The organism is Paenibacillus sp. CH40 (assembly GCF_024213605.1).
GTDB lineage: Bacteria > Bacillota > Bacilli > Paenibacillales > Paenibacillaceae > Paenibacillus > Paenibacillus polymyxa_B.
On sequence record NZ_JANAVQ010000004.1, the window covers coordinates 198672 to 214994 of the forward strand.

Genomic DNA, 16323 nt, shown 5'->3' on the forward strand with positions numbered 1-16323 from the left:
TAACGAATTCATTTCAAATCTGGTCACAACCCGTACAAAATGACAATAAACAACAATAAAACAGTCTCCAGCAATTCGTTTAAAGTTCCGTATATATCTCCTGTAAGTCCACCCAAGCGACGGTTAATACGGTTTGCCGTGAAAGTTCCAACACTGTAAGCCAAGACCGGAAGCAACACAAAACCTAGCGAGATTGGAAGGCTCTCAGAATATGAAAGGAACGTCTGTAAGTAGGATCCTGCCAACGACAGATTCCCAGTCCCCCTTGTTGCTGTAGCCAAATCTGCCAGAAGATATTGTCCTACGGCAGCACTTAGGGTCACTAATACTGCCCAGAATACGGCCAACCCTACGCGGCCACCACTCATATCAGCAAAACGCGCAGCCAGCCCATCATCATTACGGGCTTTAGGCCAGCGTTTCATTGCATGTACCATAAACCAGCGGCTCCAAACCATCGGAAGCAGCAGCAAGCCAGACACATTCCGTTCAACCAGCACCGTATACAGCAAAGAAGCCTTGAGCATAAGTAGCAGCACACAAGCAATAACGCCCATTGCTCCTACACGGCTATCCTTCATAATCTCCAGCATCCGCTCACGGGATCGGTAGCTGAATAAGGCATCAGCCGCATCCATCCACCCGTCCAAATGCAATCCGCCCGTCAACCAAACCCAGACAACAAGCGTAAGAATCGCACACGGCAACGGCGGCAACACCATAGAAGTAAGCGCCGCAAAGCCCCAGACAATGATGCCAATAACCACTCCCACCAGCGGATAATAACTTGCACTGCGTTTAAGCAAATCCGGGGAAAAATCTATTTCCGCCTTCACCGGAAGACGCGTCAAAAATTGAAAAGCCGCAGCAACAGCCTGACGTTCGCGGCTCATAGCTTATATTCCAACTGTTTGAGTTCTACGGGAATCCCCGCCGTCATCAAAAATACTTCATCACAAAGACGGGCAATCCGCTGATTCATAACCCCACTCAAATCCCGATACAGCCGACCCAGCGGATATTCGGGCACAATACCGTCACCAACCTCGTTGGTTACGATGACGAGCTGCCCTGGATACTGCTCCACAGCTGCCGCCAGTTCATTAATGGCAGCTCTGGACGCAGCTTCGCCGTCCTCGCCTGCGGCCAGCAGTACGTTCGACAGCCACAGGGTCAGGCAGTCGACTAGCACCATAGGCGCGGGCTGCGACGCTTGATCGCCACCAAGCCGCTCCAGCAGCTCCGGCAGCGCCTGCGCTTCCTCCAGCGTCTGCCAGTCGTATCCGGCAGACTCGCGCTGGACCCGATGAAGGGCGATGCGCTCCTTCATCTCCATGTCATAGGCTTGCGCCGTTGCAATGTAGCAGGCGCGCGAAGCGCGCGACATGCATAATCGCTCGGCAAAGCCGCTTTTCCCGCTGCGTGCCCCGCCGGTCACCAGCGCTTTCATCGCTGCGCGGCCCCCTGACCGTCCGATACGCCTGCATCGGCAAAGGTCGCCATTTCGCGCATGATGCGGCACGCCGCATCAATCAGGTGCAAGCTAAGCACACCGCCTGTGCCCTCCCCGAGCCGCATGTCCAAATAAAGCATGGGCTCCAGCTTGAGCTGGCGGAGCACCGCCGCGTGCCCGCGCTCGTCCGAAGCGTGCGAAGCAAGCATGTACGCAGCGCTTGCAGGCGCAAGTGCACGCGCTGCGAGGGCAGCTGCGCCTGAAATAAAGCCGTCCAGCACAACTGGACAGCGATGTGCGGCTGCGCCGAGGATGACTCCTGCCAAGGCGGCAATCTCCAGACCGCCGACCTTAGTGAGCACGTCGAGCGCATCATTTGCATCTGGCTGGTTCACGTCCAATGCGCGGCAGACAACCGATATTTTACGGGTAAGCCCAGCCATATCTACACCCGTTCCCCGGCCTACGATAACTTCCGGCTCTAGCCCGGCAAGAGCACATACGACCGCAGCGCTGGCTGTCGTATTCCCGATGCCCAATTCTCCGGTAACGAATAGCCGTGTGCCACCTTTGACCGCTTCTGCTACGGCTTCAGCTCCGGCCAAAACCGCCTGTTCCGCTTCCGTACGCAGCATCGCTGGCCCTTTAGCTATATTCGAGGTACCCATACGTACCTTACGGTCCACCAGATTCGCGTGAGCGACATCCGCATTCACGCCAACATCTACCACCTTGACATCTGCGCCCGCATGACGTGCCAGCACATTAATTGCCGCGCCACCTGACAGCATGTTATACAGCATTTGCTGTGTAACCTCAGCCGGAAAGGCACTGACTCCCTCTTCACACACCCCGTGATCCGCAGCCATGACCATAACCGTTTTACGATCAAATTCAGGCTTGTCCACTCCTGTAATTCCTGCTAGCTTGATGGCCACACTTTCCAACTTTCCAAGACTTCCCGGTGGCTTTGTTAATTGGTCCAAATGGGCTGAAGCTGCCGAGGCCGCCACCCCATCCGGCTGGGCGATGCTATCGATCAGCTGACGCAGCTTGTTGTTCATACCTTCCACTCCCTGCTCTTTTTAAGTGTGTTTCATCGTTTATTTAATCTGCTGTATCCGAAGCACTTCTGCGCAGCAAGAGCTGCGGCACACCGCTATCAGGATGCGGAAGCATCACAGGCTCAACACCGTATACTCGTCGAATCCGATCCTCGGTTAATAACTTCGATGAAGCTCCCAATCCTTCAACCATTCCATCCTTGAGTACAAGCAAATCTTCGCAAAATTGGGCTGTCAAGTTAAGATCATGCAAGACCGCAATGATCGTCACACCCGTTTCTTGGCGCCAATCTGCCAGCAGTTCCATAAATTCAAGCTGATAGCGCAAGTCCAGATAGGTCGTAGGCTCGTCCAGCAGCAATATCCGTGGCTCCTGCACCATTACTTTTGCCAAAGCTACACGCTGTCGCTGTCCCCCACTCAAGCGGTCCAATGCTCTGTCCGCCAACGTGGTAAGACCCAATCGCTCCAGCACGCGATCCGTGATCGCCTCCACATCAACACCCTTTTCCCTGCCTAACCAGTCCTGATGAGGAAAACGTCCCATTTCTACGACTTCCCTGACGGTGTATCCCACTGGAGGAAGCCCTTCCTGTTGGAGTACGGCTATGAGTCGGGAAAGCTCTTTTCTGCTGTAGCTACCGACCTTTTTGCCATAGATATGAACGTTTCCTGAAGTTGGCTGATCTACACCCGAAAGCAGATGCAGCAAGGTCGATTTTCCACTGCCGTTCGGACCAATAATCCCCCACCAAGTTCCTTCGTCGACGCTCCAGCTTATATTCTTTAACGCATGGAACTCTCCATAGGCACGTGTCAGACCCGCTACCTCTAATGCCCGATCACGCACTTTCTGTGATTCACTTTGTTCTGTCACAGCAGTTCCCCCCTGCGCAGCTTCTTGTTCCGATACAGGAGATATGCAAAGAACGGTGCCCCAACAAAGGCCGTCATCACGCCCAGAGGAATTTCCGTGGGGGCTAACAACGTGCGAGCCGCCGTATCTGCCCAAGCCATAAAAATGGCTCCACCGAGCGCAGATAATGGAACAATCATCCGGTAATCAGGGCCTGTCACCAGACGAATGATATGCGGTACAACAAGTCCCACAAAGCCAATCACTCCACATACCGAGACAGCGGCAGCTGTCAGCAGCGTGGAAATGATCAAAACAGATAGCTTTGTCGCATCTACATGAACTCCCATGTGAGCCGCCTGACGTTCACCCAAAGCCAATATATTCAGCACACGTGCCCGATTCCATAGAAATACCAGTCCTATGACCACATAAGGTAAAAGGATTCCTGTATATGACCAACCGCGCAGACTAAGACTTCCCATCGTCCAGTACAATATTTCATTGACCGTCTCCTTCGACATGGCTGTCAGAAAAGAAACAACCGCTCCCAGAAAGGATTGCATCACCACACCCGACAAAATGAGACTTTGTGTCGGAATTTTTCCACCTTCCCGTGCCAACGTCAGCACCATCCACAGCGTCAGCATTCCGGTCGTAAATGCCACTAGCGGCAGCGTCCATATGCCAACAAATGAAAATTGAAGGCCCCAATAGATCAGTACTGCCGCTCCTACCGAAGCCCCCGAGGATACCCCCAGTGTATACGGATCAGCCAAAGGATTACGCAGCACACCCTGAAATCCGGCTCCCGCCAGCGCCAGCGCTGCTCCTACCAACATTCCCAGTAACACTCGTGGCAATCTGACCTTCAAAATAATCTGCTCTGAGGATGTATTCCAATCCGGTGTAAACGTATCGCCTAACCACGGAAGGTGGTTAACCAGAATGCCCGTGATCTGGCTGACCGGAAGCTTGGCCGAGCCGATGCCAAGACAGAGCAGCAGCGTCAGCAACAGCAAGACAAGACCTGTCCCTCCAAAGCCGATCAGTTTACGGTTCATTTGAAAATTTCAGGATACACGCCCTTGGCCACTTCCTTGAGACCTTCCGTTACGCGTGGACCCGGACGACTGATCAAATTATCATCCACGGCAAACACCCGGTTGTGGCGAACAGCCGATATTTGATCCCATCCACTGCGAGCTTTAATGATTTCGCCGAGTGTTTGACCAGTTTTGTCGTCCTTGACACTTTTGCTGTACAAAATCACGTCAGGGTTGGCAGCAATAATATTTTCCTCACTAATTTGGTACCACCCCTTCTGCGTGGCACCTACATTTTCGCCGCCCGCCAACGTAATCAGCTCGTCCATAAACTCGCCTTTACCAACTGTCCAGCCTGGTGAAAACTCGACGTATACCCGCAGCTTCTGCCCTTTACCGATATTTTTAACTCCTTCTTTCACTTCCGCTACATCTGCTCTCATCTTGTCAGTCACCGCTCTCGCTTCTTTCTGATGATCGGTGATTTTCCCATACAATTCGATGTTAGCTATGACATCTTCAACTGTCTTCGGTTCCGTTTTAAAAATCATAATTCCCATGTCGCGCAGCTTGGTCGTAGCCTGTTCACTAAGTGATATCCCTGCAAAAACGACTTCCGGGTTAGCAGCAATGATCGCCTCTTCGTTCGGTTTCATAATACCGCCCACTTTAGGCTTTTTCGTAGCAGCTGCCGGGTAATCAGAGTAGTCGGAGACGCCAACTATTTCCTTATCCAGCCCGATGGCGAACAGCGCCTCGGTTTCTGCCGGGGAGACGGAAACGATTTTATCCGGCGCTTTTTTGAATGTAAATTCCTGTCCTGTTGCATCCTTAACTGTGAGTGGGTAAACTGTTTTGCCCGGAGGCTCTTGTGCGGTTACGGTCTTTCCTGGCTGCTGTGCAGAAGTCTGATTCTCTTTATTTTCAGCATTTTTTCCATTAGCGCCACATGCACTCAGCACAACTGCCAAAATCAGAACCAATAGACCTGTTGTCCAAACCTTTATTTTTTTTCCTGCCATGATTTGCACCCCTTCATAAAAAAATCGTTAAGAGCGTTACTTGAGCATCATCAGATATCTTCTAAATCCAGCCTTCTTTTCCTATCAAAAAACCCCCGCATCCTTATATCAGGACACAGGGGTCACGTTAGCGCAGATCGTGCGCAGGCGGCAGCTTCTTTCCGCACGGACAGTCACTGCGAACACGTCATCCTTTCCTCGAAGGATTATGGTGACAGGCGGACGGGCAGGTATCCTGACTTATGGTAAGATGCATGTCCTGAAATTCCTTCATATGCTTAGTAGCACATAAAGCAGGACTAACGGGCATGTTTCCATTTACAGTGGCGGGACCGCGCCGGACTTACACCGACTTCCCTTTTAACAGCGCAGGCAAGGGAAACCATAGTTTCATCACACTGCGCCGACCTCGTCTGCTGGATATTTGATGTAGTGGTAGTCAAGCCGTTCTTTTACTTGATGATTATAGGTTAAAATGAGGCGGCTTACAACCCAAACAGCCTCTTTATCCGCTGGTGTCTAACCTAATGAGGGAGCATTTCGGCTATGTAATTGTGCGGTCCTGCCAGCCTCAATTGAATCCTAAATGCTTCTCCCGGCTTCGGATTCAGACTCCAAAAATCATGGCCCGGTATCAGCATACAAGCTAACTGACGAATTACGCCACCATGCGTAACGACCAAAACAGAGAGCGGCCCAGCAGTCAAATCCATGGGTCGAACTTCCATAGCAACACGCCATTCATACAGAGAGTCAAGAAATTTCCGTAGACGATTCACAAAATCTGTCCAAGACTCTCCTCCAGGAGGGGTTATCCGTTGCGGCTCATCAATCCAAGCGCGATACAACGACACATCCTTGAGCATGTCATACGTTTTTCCATCCCACTCGCCAAAATGAAGCTCTCGCAGACGTGGTTCCATCATAGGAGACATAATAGATAGGGAACCTCCAGACGTCAATTCTGATTCCGGCACAATGATCTGCAAGGTCTGGCGACATCGCATTAAATCGCTGCAATAGATTCGAGCAAAGGACTGTCCCTGCAATTCTTCTTGCAAAGGCTTTAATTCCTGTTCTGCTCCCGGTAGCAAACCTATGTCGGAGTGTCCCAGATATCGACGTTCCTTATTCCATAAGGTTGTGCCGTGACGAACTAACACGAGTTCCATGTCCCAATGCAGATCTTCTTTAGCATAATACGGCACCTTACGATCCTCCTGTGAGTTCGGACTTTGTGCGTATTCTACTGTCCTTTTTGCTGCTATATCTTGTTTCAAGATCATGTCACTTCCTGCTCGATCATTATTCAGTGTGTCACGCCTCACCCTCACCGCACCCATCCCAAGGCAAAACAACCTGCGGCTCCTAACAAACACAATCCTACAAACATACTGGACACGGCGAACATCAGCTGGATTGTATGCCGTATATCTTTCGACTCTAGCGGTCGTATCCAATCGCCCATGTATGCACGAAAGGAGCGCACGCCATGATACACATTATAGCCTCCAAGACGAATCCCCAGTGCTCCAGCAACAGCTGATTCCGGGAAGCCACTGTTCGGGCTTGGGTGCAGACGAGCGTCTCGCTTGACTGTGCGCCAGCTTCTTGCAGCATCTCGCTTGTACATCCACGCCGCTACGACAAGCATTGCCGCTGTCAGGCGTGCTGGAATGTAGTTAGCCACATCATCTAGACGCGCTGAAGCCCAGCCTAAATGCAGATACTTTTCATTTTTATAGCCAACCATGGAATCGAGCGTATTCACAGCACGATAAGCCAGCGCCAAGGGTGCTCCCCCGATCAGGGCATAAAAAAGCGGGGAAATAATCGCGTCCACGATATTTTCAGCGACCGTTTCAACCGTACCGCGTACAATCTCAGGCTCATCAAGCTGTTGCGTATCCCGCCCGACAATCATGCCCAGCTCCCGCCGTGCCGCTGCCAGATCATCCGCCTGCAACGCTCGGTATACTGCCATTCCTGCATCCTTTAGTCCTTTGGAAGCAATCGTGGTCGCAATCAGCACCATTTCTGCGCCGACAGATAACCACGGATGAATCCAGGCAAGCAAGTGCAACAGCGCCCAGGCGAGCGCAAAGGAACCTCCCGCCACAATGAGTGGAAGCAGTATGCCCGCACGTTTTAGCCCTCGGTCACTGCGGACCTGGCGACGAATCGCTTTTTCCAATGCTGAAATGGCATGTCCCATACCGATGACTGGATGCGGCAACCACCTCGGATCACCGATCAGCCTGTCCAAAAGGTAGGCTGCCAGGATAATCAAGCTAACTGTCACGCCGCTGCTCCTCCTCCAGCACTTCACCCAATACAGACAGCAGCCTGTCGTTGGCTTGTGCATCCTTGACCGCAATGCGAAAATGGCTCGTCGTCAGTCCCGGATACATAGCACAGCTACGTATAAGAATTCCACGTTGTCCAAGCGCCTGCTGAATAGCCGATGCGCTCCACGTACCCGGCGCCCTTGCCAGCACGTAATTGGCTTCGCCGGGAACGACACCGCAGCCCCATTCCGCCAAGGCGGTCAACAGGCGGTTGCGCTCCGCAGCAATCAGCTCCTGTGTTTGGCGCTCATATGCTTGCCCACTTCTTAAACACGCCTCCCCAGCCAGCAACGCCAATCCATTCACACTCCAGGTCACCTGTTTGGCCGTCATTCGCCGGATATAGTCCGGATGAGCAATCGCATAGCCCAATCGCAAGCCAGGAATGGCATAAAATTTGGTCATTGATCGGATTAAAATCACATGAGGATAGCGATCCAGCACAGGCAGCAGTGAGATTCGCCGTTCCAGCGGAATAAAATCAATGAATGCTTCATCCACCACCAGCACGGTACCCGTTGTGCCAGCCGCCTCTGCCAGCTCGCACAGCTCCTGCTCACTATATTGCACGCCATTTGGATTGTTCGGCTGTCCGAGGAACAAAACATCTACCTGCTCCATGAGCTGAAGGATGTCCTCCACGTCCGCCTTCCATTGAAGCGAGGCCTTCCCATACACCCGGTTGACCTCGGCTCCGAATTTGCCAGCCAGCTCGGCATATTCCGAAAAACACGGCTCCACTGTACCCACACGCTTAGGAGCTAGTCCCAATAGTAGGAGCGCCATGCTTTCAGCCGCTCCGTTTCCGATACTTAGCGACTCCGGTGGAACATGCAGTCGCCGTGCGAGCATATTTTTAAAATTCCGATGCCCAGGGTCTGGATAGCGAATCACAGTGTCAAATGAGTGTTGCAGCGCCTCAAGCACCTCTGGCGGTGGACCAAGCGGATTAATATTTGCACTAAAATCTACAAAATCCGCAGCAGCTCCGCCAAAAGTCGCGGCAGCTGTTTCCCTGTCTCCACCATGACCGTAAACCTCTATCATTGCCTCTCATCCTTTCCGCCCGTTTCCAATCATTTAGCTCCATTATGAGGCTGCTTTTTGCGTCCCGTCAATGCAAATGAGCTTTTGTACATGGCTCACTTGGGTTACAATAGAAGGAGGCACACATAAATTACACAGTTTATATACGGAGGAATGGACATGCTGTTCATCGACAACCAGGGGATACACGATCCAGCCATTAATCTTGCTATTGAGGAATACGCGCTCAAGCATCTACCGCTGGACGACAGCTATTTGCTGTTTTACATTAATCAGCCTTCTATTATTATAGGCAAGCATCAAAACACTATTGAAGAAATCAACGCCGAGTTTGTTAGGGACAACAATATTCAAGTCGTTCGTCGCCTGTCCGGCGGCGGTGCTGTATATCATGACCTCGGTAATTTAAATTTCAGCTTTATTACTAAGGATAACGGGGAGTCCTTTCATAATTTCCTCAAATTTACGCAACCTGTGATTGATGCCCTGCGCCAAATGGGAGTAGAAGCTGAAATGACAGGCCGCAACGATCTACAGGTCGGAGAACGTAAAATTTCAGGAAACGCCCAATTTGCCACACGCGGACGTATGTTCAGCCACGGTACATTGATGTTTAACCTGAATCTGGACAATGTGGCTGCATCGTTGCATGCCAATCCCGAAAAATTCAAATCCAAAAGCACTAAATCTGTCCGCAGTCGCGTAGCTAACATCAGCGAACTGATGGACCGTGAGATGACCATAGAGCAATTTCGCGAGGAACTGCTACGTTCCATATTCGGAGCAGAATTGGATCAGGTGCCTCAATATAAGCTCACCGATGCCGACTGGGCCAAAATCCATGATATATCCAAAGAACGCTACCAATCGTGGGATTGGAACTACGGTCTATCCCCCGAGAGCAATATCAAGCACACACGTAAATTTCCAGTCGGTATTATTGATATCCGCATGGATCTTAAGGAAGGCTACATCCGTGATATTAAAATCTATGGGGATTTCTTTGGTGTGGGTGACGTTGCTGATATTGAAAATATCCTGCGCGGCAAGCGCTATGATGAAGGTGAGGTACGTCAAGCCTTATCCTCTCTCGATTTGAAGCACTATTTTGGTAATATTGAGCTGGACGATTTTGTTGGACTTGTATTTTTGGAAGACTAACCGTTACTTTTTCCCATCGTTTCAAGCCAATACTTCAGTGGTTATAAGGGGACAGGCTCTTATAGGAGCTGTCCCCTTTTCATTGCGATATTGTCATTTTGAATATTATAAGATACAATTTTAGCATTGCCCCATGATAGAGATAAAGGAGAGAATACCGATATGTATAAATTAATTGCCATTGATATTGATGATACACTCATTAACGACCAGAAAGAAGTCACACCAGCGACACAACAGGCATTAGAAGCTGCTGTAGCAAAAGGTGTGGTGGTTACCCTCGCTACTGGACGAGCTTATGCCTCTGCACACAAAATTGCCCGCCAGACTGGTTTGAACGTGCCGATCATTACGTACCAAGGAGCTTTGGTTAAAAACCTGCTGGACGAAAACGTGCTGTACGAGCGTTATGTTCCACTTGTGGCTGCACGTCGTCTGTATGAATTCTGCGTGGAACGCAATCTGCATCTGCAAACGTATATTGATGACAAATTGTACACACGTGAAGATAATCAGAAAATCAAAGATTACACGGAGCTGAACAACACGGAATATTTTGTAGAGCCTGTATTCAGTAAAGTTATAGAGCAGCCGGCTCCTAAATTGCTGATTATCGACGAGCCTGAAGTATTGGATGAATTAATTCCTGAACTTCGCGAACTGCTTGGCAATGAAGTTCACATTACAAAATCCAAACCTCATTTTCTGGAAATTATGCATCATGAAGGCACTAAGGGCCATGCGCTTACCTTCCTTGCAAACCATTTTGGCTGTGAACTGTCGGAAACGATTGCTATCGGTGACTCTTGGAACGACCACGAGATGCTTGAATGCGCTGGTCTCGGCATAGCGATGGAGAATGCCATTCCTGATTTGAAAAAGCTGGCTGATTACATTACTCGCAGCAATAACGAAGACGGTGTTAAGCACGCCATCGACAAATTCGTACTCAATGTTGAATAAGCAAAAAGTGCCTGCTCCCATAATACTTAAATAAAGTAATACAACAACAAAGCCTCCAAACGTCGCATGATCAGTAACATACGACAGTTTGGAGGCCTTTTCTGTCAGATCATATAATAACCTGTCTCCCTTTAAAATATCAGGCAGCAGAACGTACCTTACGCCTGTTCACCAGACGGATAATTCCATTGTTCATAAGGATTAATCCGGTCACAATGAGCAGCACCCCAGCCAGCATCCACCAGCTTACATGCTCTCCATACAACAACGCTCCCAAGCCCACCGCAATCGGCGGTGATATATACAGCCACGTCGTCGGAAACAGGGGATTTGTACGCTCCATGAGCCAGTAGAACAGTGTATGTGCAATCATCGAACCAAACAGGATCAGATAAAGTAAAGACCCCATGGCAGGAAGGTACTGCCACCCCTCAGAACTCCACGGTTCCGTGATCGCAGACAGTAACAGCAGCATCCATCCCCCATGGATCATTTGCGCCGCATTCAGGGCAATCGGGTTCGTTTCACGAAATACATCCATCACTCGCTTGGAATACAGAGCTCCCCCGGAATAACACAGCTCCCCCAGCAAAATGACAAGGCATCCCGCCAGCCACAGACCACTGATCTGAACCGCCAATCCGGGCAGCACAACCAGCACCACACCAAGAAAGCTGATCATGCAGCCAACGACCGTAATCCGTGACGTTTTTTGCCGTAGCAGTACAGATTGCAAAATGACGATCATCATCGGCCCGGTAGCTGACAAAATAGCTCCGATCCCGGAGCTGACATATTGCTCTGCCCAATACAAGGCTGAAAATGTACCGAAGGTCGTTCCTGCTCCAATCAGCAACATTTCCTTCCGCCATAATAACGACCATCGTACTTTTCCGGTCAGCTTCATAGCAATGAACAATATCGCCCCTGCCGCGAAAAAACGTACACCTGCCGATAGGAATGGCGGAAGTCCGGCTTCCACTCCCACTTTTATGGCCAAAAACGTTGTGCCAAAAATAAGACACATTACTGTAAACGCGATACCTATCATGATACGTCCCTCTCCCTTCAGTTGCTTTTAAGCATACAGGGAGACGAACAGAACAGATGTATAACTACAGAACAGTTGTATACGTTTTTGAAGTGCTATATAGTACAATACACAGAAAGGAGCGTGGATAGCATGGGTAAGAACAACAGCGAACTACTCTTTGCAGCCGATCATGCCTTAAAGCTGTATGAGCAGGTTATCCATTATGTAACTGTGCGGATTGATCGCGGGGATTGGCAAACAGACATGAAGCTGCCGTCCGTACGAAGCTTGGCTCAGGAGCTGGGTGTACATCGGCTAACTGTTTTCCGGGCATATCAGGAGTTGAAGCAACGGGGACTGGTCTATGTAAAGGACAAATCAGGATATTACGTTCATGCTTCCCAAGCGACTGGGCATGCAAAATATGCTGGCTACTCGGGACATTCGTCCATTGACATCACGATTCACTCCGAATCTGCCCATGCGGCAGATGATCCGTCAGTTTCAGCCTGGAGAGGAATGGATGGACTTAGCCGCGTTCAATCCGTAAATACGAATTTCCAGTTTTCCAAAGCGCTGATTGACCCCTCTCTCCTGCCCAATCGATTTTGGGGAGAGCTAATGATGCAGGTATTTGAAAAGCATCCGAAAGTAGCGGCCACCTATTCCGCTGTGCAAGGTGATGCCGAGCTTCGGGAGGCCATGGCGCAGCATTTTAGCGTGGATAAGCATTTTGCTTTATCACCGGATGAAGTGCTGATTACCTCCGGAGCACAGCAAGCCATTGATTTAATTGGCCGATCTCTGCTCCGTACAGGAGACCGTGTATTGATCGAACGTCCTGCCTATGGCCCCGCTATGGAAATATTCCGTAGACTAGGCGCACGTCTGACTATGACTGATATTCGACCAGAAGGTTATGATATGGACCAGATTGAGTGGTGTATGAAAACGGAAAAACCACGCCTCTTTTATATGAATCCAACATTCCACAACCCGACGGGCTTTACGGTCCCCGATGAGCAGCGCAAACGACTGCCTGAACTAGCCGAGCGCTATGGCTGCCTCATTGTTGAGGATGACAGCACCTATGACATTAGCTTTGGGCAAAAGCCCCCTTCTCCGATTTTCGCCTATGATGTTTCGGGAAGCGTCGTCTACATTCGAAGTTACAGTAAATATGTCGCACCCGGTCTACGAATCGCAGCCGTGACCTGCCGACCACAGCTCATGAACAGCCTGCTGAACGTCAAAGCGTTAGTGGACAATGGATCGCCACTGCTGAATCAAAAGCTGTTTTTAGAATACTTTCAATCTCCACGTATGCAGCAGCATATTAAAAAGCTATGTATCGCGCTCCAGATTCGTAAAGAAACGATGGAAGACAGTCTCCGCGACTCCGGTTGGACATGGACCAGCCCGGCAGGGGGACTCAACCTGTGGCTCCAGCTGCCTTCTACGTTGAAACCTAATGAATTACTTGCCAAAAGTTTACAAGAGTCTGTATCCTTTGTCCCCGGCAATGTATTTGATCCCTTCGGCGCAGAGGGTAAAACGCATGTACGGCTGTCCTATTCATACGCCAACGAGCTACAAATCAAAGAAGGAATCTCCACACTTCTACGTATCAGTCAAACGATGTAAAGGTAAAGGTCACCTTTATTCTAACGGCAAACTCATGCCGGTGTGTGCCAAGCTAATCCCTTCCAGAAGCCCATAGTTGCGTGTGACATCTACATCATGGGACATATGTGTAAACACTGTGCTTTCGGGTTTAAGCCTTCCTATAAGCTCCTGAGCCTCCAGCATGTCATATACGGAACGGGTGGCATACTCGGCCTCCTCATGATAAAAACTCGTTCCCAGGACGAGCAAATTCAGATTGTGCAAGGGCAGAATTTCCGCCTCATTCAATCCAATCGAATCCGAACAGTAAGCCCACGAGAAACCGTCCTTTTCCAGACGATAAGCGTAGGCATATCCGTTCTTCCCGTGATTCACACGCCATCCCCGGATATTCCATCCGCCAAGTTGGGCTCCCTGGTCTACTGGAATAAGATCCAAGTTTCCAGAGAGCCAGGAAAATTGACGCAAGATCGTGTCGATCACTTCCTGTGGCGCGTACAAGCGACCTCTGTTCCCAGTCCAGCGACAGGCATCTGCCCATTCTGGTAATCCTCCAATATGGTCAAAATGTGCATGTGTTACAAGGATCGTAGGGATAAAACGCAGACCGCGCAATTCTAGCTGTCTGCGCCAGTCCGGGCCACAATCAATCATAAAGTCCTCCGTCTCGCTTTCGATCAGCACAGACGATCTCAATCTTACATTCGCCCCTGTCGTGCGAGCTTCTGTGCATACGAGACAATCACAATATACACGCGGAACCCCCATTGCATCCCCCGTGCCAAGAAAAATAAGCCGATTCATGGTTTAACTCCTATCTACCTGGGTCTTTTTACTACTATTATAACGAACAGACCGATTCTACGTAAATCACCTGCGTAAATCCTTCCAGCGTCCAACGCCAAAAGGAGCATGCCCAAAGCCGTGAAATCCGGCTAGACATCCCCTCATGCGTGATCGTATTTATTTTCAAATAATGATAGGCATTGGATCTTCCTTCAGGCGGTTTTCCACCATCCAGCTGGACTGGTCATTATAGAGATAGGCTCGATGCACCAACACTCGCACCTGCTGACCAGGTTCCAGCGTAGACTTCTCCAGCGAGCGGTATGTCATGAGACGATGATCCCCTACCTGTACTTCAACCATCCACTCACTTCCACGAAAATGCAAATGCTTCACTGTGCCTTCCTCGGTCGCCGACAGAAGCGTAAATTCCTCGCTTGGCCCGACATCAATATACTCTGGACGGATCAAGGCACGTGTTCCCAGTCCAGCAGCTTCTTCGAAGCCTCTGAGACTGCCTGCCTGTTCAATCACCGTAGATTCCCCAATAAAGGAAGCCACGAACGGAGTACCCGGTTTTTTATAAATATCCCAAGGTGTTCCCTTCTGCTCCAGTCGTCCCTGATTAATCACCATAATTTCATCCGCTACTTCAATCGCCTCATCCTGATCATGGGTGACAAAAATTGAAGTAATACCCACCCGCTCAATCAACTCTCGCAGCCAGGTGCGCAGCTCCTGACGAATCTTGGCATCAATAGCTGCAAAAGGCTCATCCAACAGCAGCAATTGAGGCTCTGGTGCCAAAGCACGCGCAAAGGCAACCCGCTGGCGCTGTCCACCTGACAACTGATGCGGATAACGATGCTCAAATCCTTTGAGCCCCGTTAGTTCGACCAACTCTGTGACCCGTTCCTTGATGCGGGTTTTGGAGCTTTTTTTCACTTTCAGGCCAAAGGCAATATTGTCGTAGACGCTCATGTGCTTGAACAAAGCATAGTTTTGAAATACAAATCCGATTCCACGTTCCTGCGGTGACAGCTCGTTTACCCTTTTTCCATGAAAATGAATTTCTCCCGCATCCGGTTGCTCCAGACCCGCCAAAATGCGAAGAATGGAGGTTTTCCCCCCACCACTTGGACCGAGTAAGCCAATAAGATGGCCCGCCTGAATATCAAAAGATACGTCCTTTACTGCATGAAAATTACCGAAATGCTTGTTTAATCCTCTTACTTCCACATGCATATCCGTACACTTCCTTTCCGCTTCTGGACCTGTTCAGGAACAGCAGCAGCCTTGCTTCCCGCAAAGCACGTACCTCATTTGAAATCATTTAATTATTCCAATGTATATACTATGTTTTTTCTTATGTGATACTTTATCAAAGGAAAGTAATTTTCGTCAACTATATATTATATTAGGAATTAAAAGGGTAAAGTATTAGGAAGAAAGGAGATGGAGTTATTGTTGCATACTTTAGAATTATCCACTACACGGCGAGATGAAATGCGCGATATTACACGAGAGGTTGCTTCATTGATCGAAAAAAGCGGGGTACAACAAGGAACCGCACTTGTTTATTGTCCACACACGACGGCCGGCATCGCCATTAATGAAAATGCAGACCCAGACGTCAAACATGATGTGATATTAAGACTAGATGAAGTTTATCCGTGGGAGCATCCCCAATATCGCCATATGGAGGGAAATACGGCTTCCCACCTAAAATCCATTACGACAGGCCCCTCACAAACGATCATCATCCATGATGGAAAGCTGTTGCTCGGACGATGGCAGGGACTTTATTTTTGTGAATTCGACGGACCACGCAGACGCCAATACCATGTAAAGATCATGAAAGGCTGACGGGCCGGGTAAAAAAACAGACCATGATGTTTTCCTGCTGGATGCATCATCG

Annotated in this window: 16 protein-coding genes and 1 riboswitch; of the genes, 4 read left to right on the plus strand and 12 right to left on the minus strand. The window is 49.7% G+C overall.

Going from position 1 to position 16323, the window contains the following annotated elements:
• Positions 1 to 23: 23 nt before the first annotated feature.
• The 9 genes from cobS to cobD all read right to left on the minus strand — a co-directional run bounded on the left by cobS (position 24) and on the right by cobD (position 8836).
• Positions 24 to 893 (minus strand): adenosylcobinamide-GDP ribazoletransferase, encoded by an 870-nt coding sequence (gene cobS / locus NLX73_RS14145; protein WP_254326485.1) that lies wholly within the window; start codon positions 891 to 893, stop codon positions 24 to 26.
• Positions 890 to 1450, minus strand: a complete 561-nt coding sequence (gene cobU / locus NLX73_RS14150; RefSeq protein WP_254326486.1) for a bifunctional adenosylcobinamide kinase/adenosylcobinamide-phosphate guanylyltransferase — start codon at positions 1448 to 1450, stop codon at positions 890 to 892. The genes cobS and cobU overlap by 4 nt, the downstream gene beginning before the upstream one ends.
• The gene (cobT, locus tag NLX73_RS14155) at positions 1447 to 2517 is read right to left on the minus strand and encodes a nicotinate-nucleotide--dimethylbenzimidazole phosphoribosyltransferase (protein ID WP_165176266.1); all 1071 of its coding nucleotides are present in this window, start codon (positions 2515 to 2517) and stop codon (positions 1447 to 1449) included. The genes cobU and cobT overlap by 4 nt, the downstream gene beginning before the upstream one ends.
• A gap of 43 nt (positions 2518 to 2560) precedes the next feature.
• Positions 2561 to 3394, minus strand: coding sequence for an ABC transporter ATP-binding protein (locus NLX73_RS14160; RefSeq protein WP_053324912.1), 834 nt, complete (start codon positions 3392 to 3394; stop codon positions 2561 to 2563).
• A complete protein-coding gene (locus NLX73_RS14165; RefSeq protein ID WP_103047604.1) occupies positions 3391 to 4437 on the minus strand; it encodes a FecCD family ABC transporter permease in 1047 nt (348 codons plus the stop codon). Before NLX73_RS14165 ends, NLX73_RS14160 begins: the two co-directional genes overlap by 4 nt.
• Positions 4434 to 5441 (minus strand): ABC transporter substrate-binding protein, encoded by a 1008-nt coding sequence (locus tag NLX73_RS14170; protein WP_254326487.1) that lies wholly within the window; start codon positions 5439 to 5441, stop codon positions 4434 to 4436. Before NLX73_RS14170 ends, NLX73_RS14165 begins: the two co-directional genes overlap by 4 nt.
• 208 nt (positions 5442 to 5649) lie before the next feature.
• Positions 5650 to 5843: riboswitch (cobalamin riboswitch) on the minus strand.
• A gap of 122 nt (positions 5844 to 5965) precedes the next feature.
• Positions 5966 to 6727: a histidine phosphatase family protein gene (locus NLX73_RS14175; protein ID WP_483311703.1), complete on the minus strand. Its 762-nt coding sequence runs from the start codon at positions 6725 to 6727 to the stop codon at positions 5966 to 5968.
• Positions 6728 to 6771: 44 nt separating this feature from the next.
• Positions 6772 to 7743, minus strand: coding sequence for an adenosylcobinamide-phosphate synthase CbiB (gene cbiB, locus NLX73_RS14180; protein ID WP_254326488.1), 972 nt, complete (start codon positions 7741 to 7743; stop codon positions 6772 to 6774).
• Positions 7733 to 8836 (minus strand): threonine-phosphate decarboxylase CobD, encoded by a 1104-nt coding sequence (gene cobD, locus NLX73_RS14185; RefSeq protein WP_254326489.1) that lies wholly within the window; start codon positions 8834 to 8836, stop codon positions 7733 to 7735. Before cobD ends, cbiB begins: the two co-directional genes overlap by 11 nt.
• Positions 8837 to 8995: 159 nt before the next feature.
• Here cobD and lplA point away from each other — a divergent pair, with 159 nt between their 5' ends.
• Positions 8996 to 9997 (plus strand): lipoate--protein ligase, encoded by a 1002-nt coding sequence (gene lplA, locus NLX73_RS14190; protein ID WP_250267797.1) that lies wholly within the window; start codon positions 8996 to 8998, stop codon positions 9995 to 9997.
• A gap of 162 nt (positions 9998 to 10159) precedes the next feature.
• Entirely contained in the window at positions 10160 to 10960 is an 801-nt protein-coding gene (locus tag NLX73_RS14195; protein WP_023987642.1) for a Cof-type HAD-IIB family hydrolase, read from the plus strand.
• Between the two features lie 139 nt (positions 10961 to 11099).
• Here the strand turns inward: NLX73_RS14195 and NLX73_RS14200 are convergent, their stop codons facing one another.
• Positions 11100 to 12011, minus strand: coding sequence for a DMT family transporter (locus NLX73_RS14200; protein ID WP_013309297.1), 912 nt, complete (start codon positions 12009 to 12011; stop codon positions 11100 to 11102).
• A 132-nt stretch (positions 12012 to 12143) separates the two neighbouring features.
• On the opposite strand from NLX73_RS14200, the gene NLX73_RS14205 reads away from it, so the two are divergent.
• Positions 12144 to 13637, plus strand: a complete 1494-nt coding sequence (locus NLX73_RS14205) for an aminotransferase-like domain-containing protein (RefSeq protein WP_250267796.1) — start codon at positions 12144 to 12146, stop codon at positions 13635 to 13637.
• A 15-nt stretch (positions 13638 to 13652) separates the two neighbouring features.
• Here the strand turns inward: NLX73_RS14205 and NLX73_RS14210 are convergent, their stop codons facing one another.
• Together NLX73_RS14210 and NLX73_RS14215 are read right to left on the minus strand one after the other, a co-directional pair.
• Positions 13653 to 14423, minus strand: a complete 771-nt coding sequence (locus NLX73_RS14210; RefSeq protein ID WP_023987639.1) for an MBL fold metallo-hydrolase — start codon at positions 14421 to 14423, stop codon at positions 13653 to 13655.
• A 165-nt stretch (positions 14424 to 14588) separates the two neighbouring features.
• Entirely contained in the window at positions 14589 to 15650 is a 1062-nt protein-coding gene (locus tag NLX73_RS14215; RefSeq protein WP_103047598.1) for a sulfate/molybdate ABC transporter ATP-binding protein, read from the minus strand.
• A 219-nt stretch (positions 15651 to 15869) separates the two neighbouring features.
• Between NLX73_RS14215 and NLX73_RS14220 the strand changes: the two genes are divergently transcribed.
• A complete protein-coding gene (locus NLX73_RS14220) occupies positions 15870 to 16271 on the plus strand; it encodes a secondary thiamine-phosphate synthase enzyme YjbQ (protein ID WP_061829625.1) in 402 nt (133 codons plus the stop codon).
• The last annotated feature ends 52 nt before the right edge of the window (positions 16272 to 16323 follow it).